This is a genomic window from Nicoliella sp. ESL1106 (genome assembly GCF_058509965.1).
Genome location: NZ_CP196340.1, coordinates 976,308 through 991,458, shown reverse-complemented (window position 1 = coordinate 991,458; position 15,151 = coordinate 976,308). Strand labels below are relative to the sequence as shown.

The following is a 15,151-nucleotide window of genomic DNA, read 5'->3' as shown; positions in this document are numbered from 1 at the left end:
ATTGTTTGTCCGTTCTTCAATTAATTGGGCCTCCCTTGATTAACTATTTAGCAGTATTGTCTAATATACTGCCTTCTTCTTCTAGGTTGAATTGAACGTTATTTTCGATCCAATCCCGTCTAGGCGCAACTTTATCACCCATTAAGGTCGTAACTCTGCGATCTGCTAATTTAGCATCATCGATATGGACCTGAATTAACGTCCGAGAACTTGGGTCCATGGTCGTTTCCCATAACTGGTCAGCGTTCATTTCACCGAGTCCCTTGAAACGTTGCAGGGTATATGGTTTCTTGAATTCCTTGGTCAATTTTTCCATTTCATCATTGGTCCAAGCGTAAGCGGTTTTTTCCTTTTTGCCGACCTTTTTTTGCACCTTATAAAGTGGTGGTAAGGCAATGTAGACACGTCCAGCTTCGATCATTGGCCGCATGTACTTGTAAAAGAAGGTCAAAAGTAGGATTTGAATATGGGCCCCATCATCATCGGCATCGGTCATGATGATGATCTTGTCGTAGTTCGCATCTTTAATATTGAAATCAGAACCCACACCAGCGCCCACGGTATAGATCATGGTGCTGATTTCTTCGTTCTTCATAATATCAGGTAACTTAGCCCGTTCGGTGTTCAAGACTTTCCCCCGTAGTGGCAGGATTGCTTGATGCTTACGATCACGGCCCTGTTTAGCAGAACCACCAGCTGAATCCCCTTCGACTAGGAACAATTCATTCTTAGAGGCATCCTTAGATTGAGCGGGGGTCAGTTTACCGGATAGTAACCGTTCTTTTTTACGTTTTTTATTGCCACCACGACTTTCATCGCGGGCCTTTCTAGCAGCGTCGCGTGCTTGTTGGGCGCGTAATGCTTTTTGTACTAGTTGTTGGGCAAAATCACCATTTTCCATCAAAAAGTAAACTAACTTTTCGCTAATGATGCTATCAACGATCGAACGCGCTTCTGGAGTCCCTAGCTTCCCCTTTGTCTGCCCTTCGAATTGTAATAGTTCTTCTGGGATCTTTAGTGAAATGACTGCTGAGAGCCCTTCTCGAACATCAGAGCCATCTAATTTTTTATTGCCCTTTAATAATCCTACCTTCTTGGCATATTCATTGAATGCCTTCGTCCAAGCACTCCTAAATCCAGATTCGTGGGTCCCCCCATCCTTAGTCCGCACATTATTAACGAAGGAGAGTGTATTTTCGGTGTACCCATCGTTATATTGAGCTGCCACTTCTACCTCAATACCGTCCTTAGTCCCATCGAAATCCATCACTGGTCCCAAGGTATGCTTACCCTCATTGAGGTATTCAACGAATTCTTCGATGCCCTTTTCAAAGTGGAATTCATCGTGTTTTTGTGGATCGCTTCGTTCATCGGTCAACGTGATCTTGATGCCCCGTAATAAAAAGGCAGATTCACGCAGGCGTTCTTTTAAGATATCATAATTGAATACCGTCGTGGTAAAAATTGCAGGGTCGGGCTTAAAAGTTACCTTCGTTCCGCTGTGTTCATTGGTCTTGCCCAAATCTTCTAGCGTCCCGATCGGATGCCCACCATTTTCAAATCTTTCTTGATACTTATGCCCGTCTCGGACGATCGTGACCATTAGTTCTGTCGATAGAGCATTGACAACACTGGACCCGACCCCATGGAGCCCTCCAGATGTTTTATAGCCACCATTTTCGGAAAATTTACCACCTGCATGTAACACGGTGAGGATCACTTCAGGAGTCGGTTTACCAGAAGAGTGCATCCCAACTGGCATTCCACGCCCATGATCCACGACGGTCAAGCGATTGTCCTTATGGATCGTCACGTTAATTTCATCGCCATAACCAGCTAATGCCTCATCAACGGCATTATCAACGATTTCATAAACCAAGTGATGGAGTCCACTGCCGTTAGTGGATCCAATATACATTCCTGGTCTTTTACGGACAGCCTCTAAGCCCTCTAAGACCTGAATGGAGGAATCATCATATTCTTGTTTTGATTTAGCCATTATGAGAAAACTCCTTTATCTTTCAGAATACAGTCTATATAATAATAACTTATTTGAACAACTTTGCAAATTTATTAAAACGAACGCCCTAACGTTATATGGTATAATGTTTTAGTATGAATAATTTGTAAGTGAACGGGATGGTTAATTTGCATCATTACGATTAACCAATTTATTGGGAGGTTCATTTTGAAAGTCGCGGTATTATTAATCATAGCATACTTATTAGGTTCCATTCCGAGCGGGATTTGGATTGGAAAAACTTTTTTTAACGTTGACATTCGACAACACGGTTCCGGGAATATTGGGACTACTAACACCTTACGAGTGTTGGGACCAATTGCTGGGTCAGTCGTTTTAATTATGGATATTGCTAAGGGGTCCTTATCAGCAGCATTACCATTAATTTTTAACATTAATTTAGGTTCGATGCACTTAACTGAATTAATTTTTGGATTGTTCGCTATCTTAGGGCATACCTTTTCGATTTTCGATCGATTTAAGGGGGGGAAGGCCGTTGCAACTAGTGCGGGGATGCTACTAACCTATAATCCAATTTTATTCGTTTTAGCAACGTTAGTATTAATTACGGTTTTATACTTGAGTAGCATGATGAGTCTTGCTAGTCTTTGCACATTTATTTTTGTCTCGATTGTGGCCATTTTGATCCACGATTCATTATTGGCAACGATTGCGATTATCCTAACTATCTTTGTCTTTTATCGTCATCGTAAAAATATTCAAAGAATCATCAACGGGAATGAAAGGTTAGTTCATTTTGGGATCAAATATAAACACAGTAACCATTAAATAATTAAAGACGCTTACCGAATCGGTGAGCGCCTTTTTTAATTTCTAGTACACCGTAATGTTGAATTGAGCATCAAAACGACCACCCGCATCAAGACGATTGATTCCCTTTTTATGAATCAATAATCCATCAGATTCGACATCGTCAGCAATCCCCCACCATGGTTCAATACAGACGAATTGAGCATCCTTAGGATATTGAGACCATAATCCCATGTACTTCGCATCTTTGACCTGCAATGAGACCCGATGCTCTTCTTGATTAAGAGCGTTTTGTATCATAACATCGACCGAACGGCTGTTTAGATCTAAGATTACAGCATCATTTTTAAATAATTCTCGATTAATGTTGATTGGTTGTTTTAAGTTCAATTCAGTACTATCCTTTGCAGAACTCAATGATTTTACTAGTGGAATTTGAGGATAGCTTTCACTTGGGGTAACTTTGATTTGATAATCATTGAATTGATGATCAGGAATTAATGGAACGTTAAATGCTGGATGGGCCCCAATTGAAAAGTACATCGCCCGATCAGCTGGATTCATAACGGTTAGATCAACCTTTACCGTTGTTTTATCTAATGTATATTTAACGAATAGCATAAAATCAAATGGATATCTCTTTTTAGTCTCCGCATTTGATTTTAAGACCATTGTGATCGAATCATTCGTTCTGTCACTCAATTCAAATTCCATATCACGAGCAAAGCCGTGTTGCCCTAATGAATATTTTTTACCTTCATATTCATATTGATCGTTTTTGAGCCGACCAACGATTGGAAATAATACAGGGGCATGCCGTCCCCAAAAATTAGGATCAGCCTGCCAAAGATATTCAATTCCGTTATCACCCTTGATACTATTTAATTCAGCACCCTTTGAATTAACTTTAATTGTTAAGTTATCATCTGATAAAGTGAATATCATGCTATCATCCTCATCTATAATTAGTTATAAATCAATTCTAGCAAAAAAATTAGCTTAAATCACTTAATTACATAATTAAAGAATAAATTGAGATAGATTTTGGTCCTTAGCCAAATGACCAACTTTATTTTCAACATATTGCTCAGTAATCGTAATATCACCCATTTCCATGTCTGGGCCCTCGAACAAGAGGTCTTCTAATAGTTTTTCTAAAATCGTGTGAAGCCTTCTAGCTCCAATGTTTTGAACATCACGATTAACATTATACGCAATTTCGGCAATTTTTTGAATAGATTCAATAGTAAAAGTAACTTTAATATTATCAGTTCCAATCAATGCAATGTATTGCTTAATTAGCGCATTATTAGGCTTAGTTAAGATATTGACAAAATCTTCCTTACTAAGTGAATCTAATTCCACTCGAATTGGGAAACGCCCTTGTAATTCAGCGATTAAATCACTGGGTTTACTTTCAGCAAAAGCCCCAGAAGCAATAAATAGGATGTGACTAGTATCAACTAGCCCATATTTGGTGTTAATGTTAGATCCTTCAACGATGGGGAGAATATCTCTTTGTACCCCTTCTCTTGAAACTTCACCCTTATTTTGGGATTGGCCACCGACAATTTTATCAATTTCATCAATAAAGATAATCCCTGTGTTTTGCACTCGGTTAATGGCTTCATGGTAGAGGTCAGCATCATTAACTAATTTTTCTGATTCCTCTCTGATTAATACTTCACGTGCTTCTGAAACCTTCAAATGGGCTTTGATTTTTTGTTTTGGTAGCATACTCCCAAGGGTGTCATTTAAATCGATTCCCATTTGACCAAGCATGTTATTTTGCTTAGAAATTGATTGTTTAGGGTCGTCCATATCAATTTCAACCATGCGGTCTTCAAGTTGGCCTAATTCAAGTTCCCTTAAAATTTGAGCACGCTTTTGTTTTACTTCTTCACTAACTGGCTTTCGTTCAGGTTGTTCCATGTTGGTAGGCATTTTACCCTTTTGTAATTGGTTCAACATGTCCATCATGTTTTTCATATCTGCATTTTGATTTGCTTTTTGGTTATCATCTGGAACCATCAATTCAGCAATCCGTTCGTTGGCTCTTTGTTCAGCTTGACCAGCAACCTTGCTAAACCGTTCGTCTTTAACCTGTTTAACAGCATTTTCAACTAAATCTCGTACCATCGATTCTACATCACCACCAACATAACCCACTTCAGTGAATTTAGTTGCTTCGACCTTAACGAATGGAGCATTAACGATTTTAGCTAATCGTCTAGCAATTTCAGTTTTACCGACTCCAGTAGGTCCAATCATTAAAATGTTTTTGGGTGTAATATCTTCTTGCATTGCCTTTGATAGGTGCATCCGTCGGTAACGGTTCCTTAATGCAACGGCAACTGCTTTCTTAGCGTCATCTTGACCAATGATATATTCATTTAATTCTTTTACGATTTGTTTTGGGGTTTTATCAATTGCTTTCATCTTGAATCTCCTTAAAATTAGTCTAATTATAGATTATAACTCTTCTGAAATAATGTTTTGATTAGTAAAAATATCAATACTTCCTGCAATATAGATTGAGGCTTCAGCAATTTCCTTTGCACTCATATCTTTTGCATGGTGTTTCATACCTAAAGCGGCTGCTAAAGCAAAGTTACCACCAGATCCAATTGCTAAAATGTCATCGTCGGGTTCAATCACTTCACCAGAACCTGATACTAATAATAAATCCTTACTATCAGCCACGATTAATAACGCTTCTAATTTTTGAAGGGATTGATCACCACGCCACTGTTGCGCTAATTTAACGGCAGCCTGCTTTAAATTGCCACTATATTCTTTAAGCTTAGCTTCAAACTTGGATTCTAGATTAAAAGCATCTGCAACGCTTCCGGCAAATCCAACAGCCACCTTACCATCATAAATTTTACGAACTTTATGAGCGGTTCCCTTCATAATTACCTTTTCACCCATCGTTACTTGGCCATCTCCAGCCATTGCAATATGACCGTTATGTCTAACTGCACAAATCGTAGTTGCTTCAAATTTTACTGTCATTACTCATTCTCCTTTAGTCCTTCGATCGTGGGAAGAACTGATTATAATTTTTTATTAGATTCTCTTTTGTAACATGCGTGTAAATTTGAGTTGTTGAAAGACTGCTATGTCCTAATAACTCTTGAACACTCCTAAGGTCAGCACCATTATTTAGCATATCCGTTGCAAACGTATGTCTAAACATATGCGGATAAATATTACTATTTAGTGAACTATTCTTTAAAATTACATCTAAAATATATTCAACTCCACGAGCGGTCAGTGGATTTCCATAATTGTTAATGAATAGGTTATCATGACTTTTGTTGTATTTTGCCATTAATGGATTCCTGCTTTTACGAATGTATACATTCAAAGCTTGAGCAGTTTCCTTACTAAATGGAACGTAGCGTTGCTTGCCACCCTTTCCAAACACATTCATAATCCGATTATTGAAATCAATTTTAGCAAAGGTCAGATTTACGCATTCGCTTACTCGTAGTCCAGTACTAAATAGTACTTCTAGTATAGCAACATTTCTAGGAATTAAGGCTTCATTTGTTCCATTACGAGCTGATTTAAACAATTCTTTAATCTCGTTTGGATATAAAAATTTAGGGAGCCGATTTTGTTTCTTTTTCAAATGAACATATTCAAACGGCTGGTTTTTAGTGATATCGATTTTAATTAAATAATTATAAAATGATCTTACTGCCGATATTTTTCTTAAAATTGTATTTCTTTCGTCATTTTTATGATTTAAAAAATTTAAGTAATTTTCAACATCGATTTCATTAGCTTTTAACAATGATTGATCGGCCTTACCTGCTGCAATTTTATTGAATTCATTTAAATCAGAAATATACGCGCGAATTGTTTGTTCAGAATATTGTTTTTCAAATTGTAGGTAGTTGATAAACTTTTTTATTAACTCTTTATTTTTCATTTTTTCACCTAGTTAAAGTAAAATAGTACTTTTGACGTTAATTGATAAAAAGAAAAGGCATTACCCTTTTCAGATAATCCCTTATTTTTGGACTGGTTCTTCATAATCACCATTTGGACAAACGACTTGAACCCCGCCCTTAATTTTCTTTTCGACTAAGAAATGCCCATCGCGTGGACAATTGCGGCCAACTGGTTTATCCCAAGTAACAAAATCACATTCTGGATATCTAGAACATCCATAAAAGATCCGATTTTTCTTTGATTTTCTCTCAATTACTTGGCCTTGCTTACACTTCGGACAAACAACCCCAATTTCCTTTACGATCGCCTGCGTATTACGGCAATCTGGGAAGCGTGAACAAGCATAGAATTTACCATAACGGCCCATCTTAACCACCATTGGTGCGCCACAAATTTCACAATTAAAGCCTGCTGGCTCATCTTTGATCTGGACGTTTTCCATTGTCTTTTCAGCATGGTGGACTTCCTTTGAAAAGGGTTCGTAAAATTGATCAACGACATTGACCCAGTTTTGTTTAGCATCTTCAATTTCATCTAATTTAGATTCCAAATCAGCAGTGAAATCAATGTTAATAATATCAGGGAAATATTCCTCGATAATGCCATTAACAATTTCACCTAATTCGGTTGGCTCAAAGCGGCGACCAACGAACTTGACATAATAACGTTTTTGAATCGTCCCTAACGTTGGGGCATAAGTAGATGGGCGTCCAACTCCATTTTCTTCTAATGCCTTGATTAAATTAGCTTCGCTGTAACGTGCAGGTGGTTGGGTAAAATGTTGATCAGGATTCGTTTTAACTAGGTTAACAACATCCCCCTCATTTAAATCAGGAAGGTTATTGTCCTTTTCACGAGTTCCATACACCTTCAAAAAACCGGGAAACTTCAGTTTAGAACCATTAGCACGGAAATTAACCCCGTTTTGTTCTATATCAACGGTCATGGTATCCATTAAAGCAGGTGTCATTTGGCTAGCTAAGAATCGCGACCAAATCAATTGATAAAGCCTAAATTGGTCTTTGTTCAAGTATTCCTTAACGCTATCTGGCGTCCGCATCACAGAAGTCGGTCTAATCGCTTCATGGGCATCTTGGGCACCCTCAGGTAATTTCCCCTTCAACGGCTTATTAGCTGCATATTCAGCTCCATAATTTTCATGAAGAAAAGTAGCGGCTTCATGTTTAGCAATTGCTGAGATTCTAGTTGAATCCGTCCGCATGTAAGTAATCAAACCTTGACTACCATCTTTCCCTAAATGAATCCCTTCATACAACTGTTGAGCAGCCATCATTGTCTTACCAGTTCTAAAATTCAACTGCCTATTCGCTACTTGTTGCATCGTACTGGTCGTGAATGGCTGTTGGGGTTGGCGCTTTCTTTCACGGCGTTTGACACTAACGACTTCAAAATCAGCCTTGCTATCAAGCCTTCCTAAAACAGCTTGAACGTCATTATTATTGTGTAACTCTGTCTTTTGGCCATCTAAACCGTAAAAACTGGCATTAAATTTAGAGCGTCCCTTTTTGAACTCACTATCAATCGTCCAATATTCCTCTGGAACAAATTTTCTGATTGCTCGTTCCCGATCAATAATTAGCCACAAAGCAATCGATTGAACCCGTCCAGCACTCAAGCCCTTCTTTACTTTTTTCCATAACAATGGTGAGATGGAATAACCCACTAGACGGTCTAATACCCGTCTGGCTTGTTGAGCATCGACTAAGTTCATATCGATACTGCGGGGGTTTTTAAATGCATCTTTGACGGCATCCTTAGTAATTTCATGAAAGGCGACCCGATTATTATCATTAATATCTAATCCTAATAGATGTGATAAATGCCATGCAATCGATTCTCCTTCGCGGTCAGGGTCAGATGCTAGGTAAATTGCCTTTGCTTTTTTAGCCTCTGAGCGCAGCATCTTAATCGTATCGCCCTTTCCTCGAATCGAAATGTAATGCGGTTCGAAATTATTTTCAATATCGACCCCCATCTTACTCTTAGGCAGATCTCTAATGTGGCCCTTACTTGCAATTACTCGGTAAGTCCGTCCTAAATATTTTTCAATTGTTTTTGCTTTTGCCGGTGATTCGACGATTACTAACTTTTTCTTAACTGTTCTCTTACGTTTCGATGTAGAAGTTTTTGTTTTTATAGTCATTAAATAATCCCTCAATCAAATTATTTATTTTTATTCATTAAATCTCTCACATAATATTGCAGTTAAGGGTTTGTGTCAAATTAAAAATCTTCTAAAATATCTTCAACGGTTAAAATAGGCTTAGCCCCTTCGGCAATTAACTCGTTACAACCGACCGACAGCAAATGGCTGATCGGACCAGGAATTGCCATTACATTGCGGTTATTATGGAGGGCTAAATTAGCGGTAATCAAGCTTCCCGATTTTTTAGCAGCTTCTACGATAATAATATTTTTAATCAACCCAGCAATAATGCGATTTCGTTCAAGGAAGTGATGTTTACGAACGCTCACGCCTAATGGATATTCAGATAGCAATAGGTGTTCATGTGCAATAATTGATTGTAGTTGAACATTGCTTCTGGGGTAACAATAGTCTAGTCCAGTTCCAATCACTGCAATCGTTTTCCCACCATTTTGAATCGTCATTTGATGGCACAGACCATCTACTCCGGTAGCCAAACCAGAAACCGTAACGATTTGATGCCTAACTAATTCGGGAAGTAAAATTCTAAGCGCCTGAAAAGAGTAATTGGAGTTCTTGCGACTCCCAACGACACCCAACAATTGGCAATGCGCAAGTCGGATATCACCTTGATAAAATAAGACCATTGGTGGAAATGCAGCCTCTTTTAAATTAGGTGGATAATCATCATCCAAAATGGTCGTATACTTACACATTTGTTCGTTTAAAATAATATCTGACTCCAATTGATTACTGAAAAAATGGGCTTTAAATTCAGCCTGTGCGCTTTTTTTAATCTGTGCAATCTCAATGATATCTAAAGCAGATAATTCCATTTTTGAATTCCACTTTTTACTTTTAAGCCATTGATAGACTCGATATTCACCTCTAAAACTAATTCCACGACAGATCCTTAACTTCAATAATAATCTTCTTGCCTGCATTTATATCAATCCCTTCATTTTAGGAAAGATACGCAATTAAATTATTTTTTGATCATTTTTTTGACTGGTGCAAAACTAATGCGATGAATCGGGGTCACGCCGAACTTAGCTAGTGCTAATAAATGCTTTGTCGTTCCGTAACCAGCATTATGGGTAAAATCATACTCAGGATATTGAATCGCATATTGATCCATTAACTGATCTCGATAAACCTTTGCTAAGATACTAGCAGCAGCGACCGAAATACTCTTAGCATCCCCCTTGATTAAACGAATTTGTTCAATTGGCAGATCGATTTGCATCGCATCCACGATAATTCGATCAGGTTGAATGCTTAACTGATTGACAGCTGACTTCATTGCTAATCTCGTTGCCTCGTAGATATTAACGTCATCAATAACAGAATTATCCATAACGCCAATTCCATAAGCTAAGGCTTTTGACTTGATCAAGGGTGCCAATTTTGCACGACGATCTGGCGTCAATTGTTTAGAATCATTTACATCCACTAAGTCAAAATCATGGGGTAAAATGACCGCAGCTGATACTACTGGCCCTGCAAGAGGACCTCTGCCGACCTCATCCACCCCAGCAATATAATTCAAGCCCCGTTGCCAAAGCGAACGTTCAATTTGGGAGCGTTGCAAAAACGCAGCCATTTTATCTGCGTTTTTTTGCAACTTGCGAATCCGTTGTTTTAAAGCGGTTTGCACGCCTTTTCGCGCATCTTTTGCAATCAACTTTAGCCGTTCATCGTCCAAAGAATCGATCTTAGCTAATCGCTGTTTGATTTCATTTACCGTTTCATTTTTCATCAGGTTCAACCAGTTCCATCGAATCAAGAGTAAACCGCCCTAATTTACCCTTTCGCGCATCTTGAATCAAACGCACTGAGGCTCGTTCATAATCGTCTTTCATCCCAATTTGCTTCGTGATCTTTAACAATAGATCAACGTTATTGCTCTCCATATCATCAGCATTCAAACGGTAGCGTTTCATTAATTCATTTGTGCGGTACTTCCTGAAGTATTCCAAAGCAAATAATGCAATATCATCACTTGCATATAAATTATCCTTAATCGCACCAGTCAATGCTAATTTATTAGCGATTGATTGATTTTGAAATTTAGGCCATAGGATCCCTGGGGTATCCAAAAGTTCCAAATCCTTACTAGAGCGAAGCCATTGTTGCCCCTTTGTGACCCCTGGTCGGTTTCCTACTTGAGCTGCCCGTTTTTTTACTAAGCGGTTCAACAAGGTCGACTTCCCAACGTTTGGTACTCCGACACAAATTGCTTTAATTGGACGCTCCTTCATTCCTCGTTTTATTTCTGAATCTAATTTAGGCCGTAAGATTTTTAGTGCCGTTTGAGTTACTAATTTATTAGCACCATTTTGTTTGGAATCCACAGCAATTGCAGTATAACCATGTGTATCAAAATATTTAATCCATTGATCAGTAAGGTTATGGTCTGCTAAATCAGCCTTCGTCAAAATCAATAGGTGTGGCTTATCAACCCCAATCCTAGCTACTTCTGGATTCATTGAACTAAAAGGGGCCCTTGCATCGACTAATTCAAAAATAATATCGACTAAGTGCACATTTTCTTCAAATTGGCGAATTGCCTTTGCCATATGTCCTGGAAACCATTGAATATTTACTCCCATTTTTGCACCTCGGTTTCTAATCCCTATAATCCAAAAAGCGACTCCATGCTTCATCGAAAATTGTCATCGATGGCAGATACGAACCATTTTCCTCTAAGTACTTAGAGATTTCATCAAAATCAGCAGTATTTTTCGGAAAAGAGTGATCATGAAAAGCGTTATTAGCGAACTCTGCAATCGGTTCATAACTTTTTGGATTCCGTTCGGTCATTAAATATTGATAAAAGCTTTGTCCCATTAATAGTCATCCTCGCATTATTTCTTTTTGCGGTACGTTTCAAAACGGTATGGATATTGATTACGTTCATCAGCTGGAAAATTGGTATGCTGAATCATTTCAAATCGCGAATAATCAATGGTCGGCATCTTGGTATCCCCATTAATATCTGCTTCAATTACCGTTCGGTACAATACGTCAACTTCGTTAATTAGTGCCTTAAAGATCATCGCTCCCCCAACAACATATACGTCATCATTATGTTGCGAGTAATCAGCCAAAAATGATTCAACATCATTAAATACGACCACACCATCTGGCAATTCACTTGCATGATGACTAGTTAAAACCATGTTAGTTCGGTTGGGCAAGGGGCGTCCAAATGATAAAAAGGTCTTCTTCCCTGCCAAAATTTTATGACCAGTCGTTAACGTCTTAAAATGATGCATGTCCGCTGGCATTTGCCAAGGTAATCCACCGTTTTGTCCAATCGTTCCATTCTTTGTTTCTGCCCATACAAATGCAATCATTATCATTCTCCTAATCAAACAGCTACGGGAGCTTTAATTGCTGGATAACTATCATAGTCAATCACCTTGATATCATCCATCCCATAATCAAATATACTTTTTTTAGCTGGGTTCAGCCATAATTTAGGTGCTGGTTTAGGACTTCTCGTCAATTGCTCTTTAACCTGGTCAACATGGTTAGAATAAATGTGAGCATCCCCAAGCGTATGGATAAATTCACCAGGCTCTAACCCCGTTTCTTTTGCGATCAAACATGTCAACAATGCATAACTAGCAATGTTAAATGGAACGCCTAAGAAAATATCCCCACTGCGTTGGTACAGCTGACAACTAAGTTTCCCATCGTTAACATAAAACTGAAACATTGTATGACAGGGCGGTAAGGCCATTGTAGGAATGTCTTCAGGATTCCAAGCCGATACGATCATGCGCCTTGAGTCAGGGTGCGTCTTGATCATTTCAATTACGTTTTTAATTTGATCGATTGTTTCTCCCCGACGGGTTTTCCAGTGTCGCCATTGGCTGCCGTAAACATCCCCCAAATTACCATATTTTTGAGCAAATTGATCATCTGACAATATCCGATCACAAAAAAGTTTCTTTTGTTCTTGATAATCCTGATTAAATCGTTCATCAGATAAATGCCGCCGTCCAAAATCAGTCATGTCAGGACCATCATAGTCATCAGATTGAACATATTTAGCAAATGCCCACTCATCCCAAATATGATTATTGTGCGCTAATAAAAATTTAATATTGGTGTCACCATGCAAGAACCAAAGTAACTCGCTCTTAATCAATCCAAATGGGACCCGTTTGGTCGTCAACAGGGGAAAGCCAGCTCCTAAGTCGAAACGCATTTGGTATCCAAAGGTACTGAGCGTTCCAGTCCCAGTTCGATCACCCTTGTGATGACCATGTTCTAATACATAGCGTTCTAAGTTCAAATATGCATCTTCTAGCATTCAAATTCTCCTATTCATCAGCATACTGGCTAAGATACTCCCAGCGCTGCATTTTTTCTTCTGATTCTTTTTGAACTGCATTGAGTTGCTTTTGTAGCTTTGCTAATTTTTCAAAGTTATCACTATTGTCAACCATTGCTTGTTCAATATTGGATTGTTGTTCATCTAAATCATCGATCTCAGCTTCAATTTGATCGTATTCGATTTTTTCAGCATAGGTCAACTTAACCTTCTCTTTTTTAGCTGGTTTATCTGCTGATGGCTGTTTATTATTTTTATCAGTTTGCTTATTGAGCGTCTTAGCATCCGTAACCCGTTGTGAAAGATAATCGGTAAATTGACCAAAGTGTTCTTCGATTTTACCATTGCCATCAAAGAATAAAAGTCGATTAGCGGTCTTATCTAAGAAATAACGGTCATGCGATACCGTAATCACGGTCCCACTAAAGTGTTCAATATAGTCTTCCAATACCGTCAAAGTACTTATATCTAAATCATTAGTTGGTTCGTCTAATAACAAAACATTGGGCTGTTGCATCAATAATTTTAAAAGGTATAAGCGCCGCTTTTCACCACCAGATAGCTTTCGAATCAAGGTGCCGTGCATGAACCGTGGAAATAAGAACTGTTCCAATAATTCGGTAATGCTAAGTTCATTTCCCTGATTATCAGTAACGTGTTGCCCAACATCGCTCAGGTAGTTAATAACCCGCTTATCGCCTGGAATCGGTTCGGTTTGTTGAGTATAATAGGCCATCTTAACCGTTTCACCAATCGTAACGACTCCTGAATCTAATGGGATGCGACCAGCAATTACATTTAGCAATGAAGACTTACCTGCTCCATTTTCACCACTGATCCCAATTCGCTCGTTGCCTTGTACTAACATATTAAAATCATTCAAAATCACCTTGCCGCCCAATTTCAAATCGGCATGTTCAATGTTAATGACTTTTTTACCAAGCCGTTTTTGTCCCAATGAAATATCGACATCTTGATCCAATTGTAAATGATTAATATTATCCTTAATGTCATTAAATCGATTGATTCGTGCCTGTTGTTTAGTAGAACGTGCTTTAGCGCCCTTCTTCATCCACGCTAGTTCCTGTTTGTAGAGTCGTTGTTGCTTATGTTCGGCACTTACAGCTCGATCGACCCGTGCTGCTTTTTGTTGAACATAATCTTGATAATTACCCTGATATGCATATAGCTCACCAAATGAAAGCTCCCAAATATTATTTACAACGCGGTCCAAGAAGTAACGATCATGAGTTACTAATAACAACGACCCCTTGTACTTAGCAAGGTATTCTTGAAGCCATTCGATCGAATCAAAATCTAAGTGGTTGGTAGGTTCATCCATTAACAATAAATCTGGTGATTGAATCAATACCTGGGCCAATGCAACCCGACGCTTTTGCCCTCCTGAAAGGCTAGCCACCTTTTGTTGCATGTCAGTAATTTTTAATTGAGTCAAAATCGTTTTTACATCACTTTCGGCATTCCAAGCATCTTCTTCATTCATTTTAGCTTCCGCATCTAAATATTGCTTTTGGACCTTAGGATCTTCGGGATTAAATGAATAACGATCCAAAACTTCTTCATAGTGACGGATCGTTTCAAAGACCGCCTGGGTCCCACTAAAAACTGCATCCAAAACCGTTAGATCATCATCTAATTCCGGATGTTGTCTTAAATACCCAATTGTATAGGATTTAGAAGTAATGATCGTTCCACTAGAATCAGTATCAACTCCTGATAATACGTTCAATAAAGAAGTTTTACCACTTCCGTTCGTTCCAATTAAACCAATTCGATCATGTTCGTTAATGATAAAATCAAGCGACTTAAAAAGGGTCTTTTCGCCATATGTTTTAGTTAGGTTTTCTGCTCTTAGCGTTTGCAT

The 15,151-nt window shown here is 38.4% G+C and carries 14 protein-coding genes; 1 reads left to right on the top strand and 13 read right to left on the bottom strand.

Features of this window, described 5'->3' with window-relative positions:
* Nucleotides 1-43: 43 nt before the first annotated feature.
* Entirely contained in the window at nucleotides 44-1,999 is a 1,956-nt protein-coding gene (parE, locus tag ACSVI6_RS04330; RefSeq protein ID WP_491720521.1) for a DNA topoisomerase IV subunit B, read from the bottom strand.
* A gap of 189 nt (nucleotides 2,000-2,188) precedes the next feature.
* Between parE and plsY the strand changes: the two genes are divergently transcribed.
* Entirely contained in the window at nucleotides 2,189-2,809 is a 621-nt protein-coding gene (plsY, locus tag ACSVI6_RS04325) for a glycerol-3-phosphate 1-O-acyltransferase PlsY (protein WP_491716249.1), read from the top strand.
* Nucleotides 2,810-2,854: 45 nt separating this feature from the next.
* On the opposite strand, the gene ACSVI6_RS04320 is transcribed toward plsY, so the two are convergent.
* From ACSVI6_RS04320 to ACSVI6_RS04265, 12 genes are all read right to left on the bottom strand, one after another.
* Complete coding sequence (locus tag ACSVI6_RS04320; RefSeq protein WP_491720520.1) at nucleotides 2,855-3,736, bottom strand: aldose 1-epimerase family protein; 882 nt, start codon at nucleotides 3,734-3,736, stop codon at nucleotides 2,855-2,857.
* A gap of 75 nt (nucleotides 3,737-3,811) precedes the next feature.
* Nucleotides 3,812-5,230 carry an ATP-dependent protease ATPase subunit HslU gene (hslU, locus tag ACSVI6_RS04315; protein WP_491720519.1) on the bottom strand — a complete coding sequence of 473 codons (1,419 nt, stop codon included), beginning with the start codon at nucleotides 5,228-5,230 and terminating at the stop codon, nucleotides 3,812-3,814.
* Nucleotides 5,231-5,263: 33 nt separating this feature from the next.
* A complete protein-coding gene (hslV, locus tag ACSVI6_RS04310) occupies nucleotides 5,264-5,806 on the bottom strand; it encodes an HslVU peptidase proteolytic subunit (protein WP_491716246.1) in 543 nt (180 codons plus the stop codon).
* Nucleotides 5,807-5,819: 13 nt separating this feature from the next.
* Entirely contained in the window at nucleotides 5,820-6,731 is a 912-nt protein-coding gene (gene xerA / locus ACSVI6_RS04305; protein WP_491720518.1) for a site-specific tyrosine recombinase/integron integrase, read from the bottom strand.
* A gap of 81 nt (nucleotides 6,732-6,812) precedes the next feature.
* Entirely contained in the window at nucleotides 6,813-8,918 is a 2,106-nt protein-coding gene (gene topA, locus ACSVI6_RS04300) for a type I DNA topoisomerase (protein WP_491719494.1), read from the bottom strand.
* An 80-nt stretch (nucleotides 8,919-8,998) separates the two neighbouring features.
* Nucleotides 8,999-9,865 carry a DNA-processing protein DprA gene (gene dprA / locus ACSVI6_RS04295; RefSeq protein ID WP_491720517.1) on the bottom strand — a complete coding sequence of 289 codons (867 nt, stop codon included), beginning with the start codon at nucleotides 9,863-9,865 and terminating at the stop codon, nucleotides 8,999-9,001.
* Between the two features lie 41 nt (nucleotides 9,866-9,906).
* Nucleotides 9,907-10,680: a ribonuclease HII gene (gene rnhB, locus ACSVI6_RS04290; RefSeq protein WP_491720516.1), complete on the bottom strand. Its 774-nt coding sequence runs from the start codon at nucleotides 10,678-10,680 to the stop codon at nucleotides 9,907-9,909.
* The gene (ylqF, locus tag ACSVI6_RS04285) at nucleotides 10,670-11,533 is read right to left on the bottom strand and encodes a ribosome biogenesis GTPase YlqF (protein ID WP_491716241.1); all 864 of its coding nucleotides are present in this window, start codon (nucleotides 11,531-11,533) and stop codon (nucleotides 10,670-10,672) included. Before ylqF ends, rnhB begins: the two co-directional genes overlap by 11 nt.
* Before the next feature lie 16 nt (nucleotides 11,534-11,549).
* The gene (locus ACSVI6_RS04280; protein WP_491716240.1) at nucleotides 11,550-11,771 is read right to left on the bottom strand and encodes a YozE family protein; all 222 of its coding nucleotides are present in this window, start codon (nucleotides 11,769-11,771) and stop codon (nucleotides 11,550-11,552) included.
* A 17-nt stretch (nucleotides 11,772-11,788) separates the two neighbouring features.
* On the bottom strand, nucleotides 11,789-12,280 hold the full coding sequence (locus tag ACSVI6_RS04275) for a dihydrofolate reductase (RefSeq protein ID WP_491720515.1): 492 nt from the start codon (nucleotides 12,278-12,280) through the stop codon (nucleotides 11,789-11,791).
* Between the two features lie 14 nt (nucleotides 12,281-12,294).
* Nucleotides 12,295-13,245 carry a thymidylate synthase gene (locus ACSVI6_RS04270; RefSeq protein ID WP_491720514.1) on the bottom strand — a complete coding sequence of 317 codons (951 nt, stop codon included), beginning with the start codon at nucleotides 13,243-13,245 and terminating at the stop codon, nucleotides 12,295-12,297.
* Between the two features lie 10 nt (nucleotides 13,246-13,255).
* The gene (locus ACSVI6_RS04265; RefSeq protein WP_491720513.1) at nucleotides 13,256-15,151 is read right to left on the bottom strand and encodes an ABC-F family ATP-binding cassette domain-containing protein; all 1,896 of its coding nucleotides are present in this window, start codon (nucleotides 15,149-15,151) and stop codon (nucleotides 13,256-13,258) included.

What these genes read in the sequence shown, in the direction of transcription:
- xerA (WP_491720518.1), bottom strand. Translation starts at nt 6,731, where the DNA reads ATGAAAAATAAAGAGTTAATAAAAAAGTTTATCAACTACCTACAATTT.
- ACSVI6_RS04265 (WP_491720513.1), bottom strand. Translation starts at nt 15,151, where the DNA reads ATGCAAACGCTAAGAGCAGAAAACCTAACTAAAACATATGGCGAAAAG.
- rnhB (WP_491720516.1), bottom strand. Translation starts at nt 10,680, where the DNA reads ATGAAAAATGAAACGGTAAATGAAATCAAACAGCGATTAGCTAAGATC.
- dprA (WP_491720517.1), bottom strand. Translation starts at nt 9,865, where the DNA reads ATGCAGGCAAGAAGATTATTATTGAAGTTAAGGATCTGTCGTGGAATT.
- topA (WP_491719494.1), bottom strand. Translation starts at nt 8,918, where the DNA reads ATGACTATAAAAACAAAAACTTCTACATCGAAACGTAAGAGAACAGTT.
- ACSVI6_RS04270 (WP_491720514.1), bottom strand. Translation starts at nt 13,245, where the DNA reads ATGCTAGAAGATGCATATTTGAACTTAGAACGCTATGTATTAGAACAT.
- ylqF (WP_491716241.1), bottom strand. Translation starts at nt 11,533, where the DNA reads ATGGGAGTAAATATTCAATGGTTTCCAGGACATATGGCAAAGGCAATT.
- hslV (WP_491716246.1), bottom strand. Translation starts at nt 5,806, where the DNA reads ATGACAGTAAAATTTGAAGCAACTACGATTTGTGCAGTTAGACATAAC.
- parE (WP_491720521.1), bottom strand. Translation starts at nt 1,999, where the DNA reads ATGGCTAAATCAAAACAAGAATATGATGATTCCTCCATTCAGGTCTTA.
- ACSVI6_RS04280 (WP_491716240.1), bottom strand. Translation starts at nt 11,771, where the DNA reads ATGGGACAAAGCTTTTATCAATATTTAATGACCGAACGGAATCCAAAA.
- ACSVI6_RS04275 (WP_491720515.1), bottom strand. Translation starts at nt 12,280, where the DNA reads ATGATTGCATTTGTATGGGCAGAAACAAAGAATGGAACGATTGGACAA.
- hslU (WP_491720519.1), bottom strand. Translation starts at nt 5,230, where the DNA reads ATGAAAGCAATTGATAAAACCCCAAAACAAATCGTAAAAGAATTAAAT.
- ACSVI6_RS04320 (WP_491720520.1), bottom strand. Translation starts at nt 3,736, where the DNA reads ATGATATTCACTTTATCAGATGATAACTTAACAATTAAAGTTAATTCA.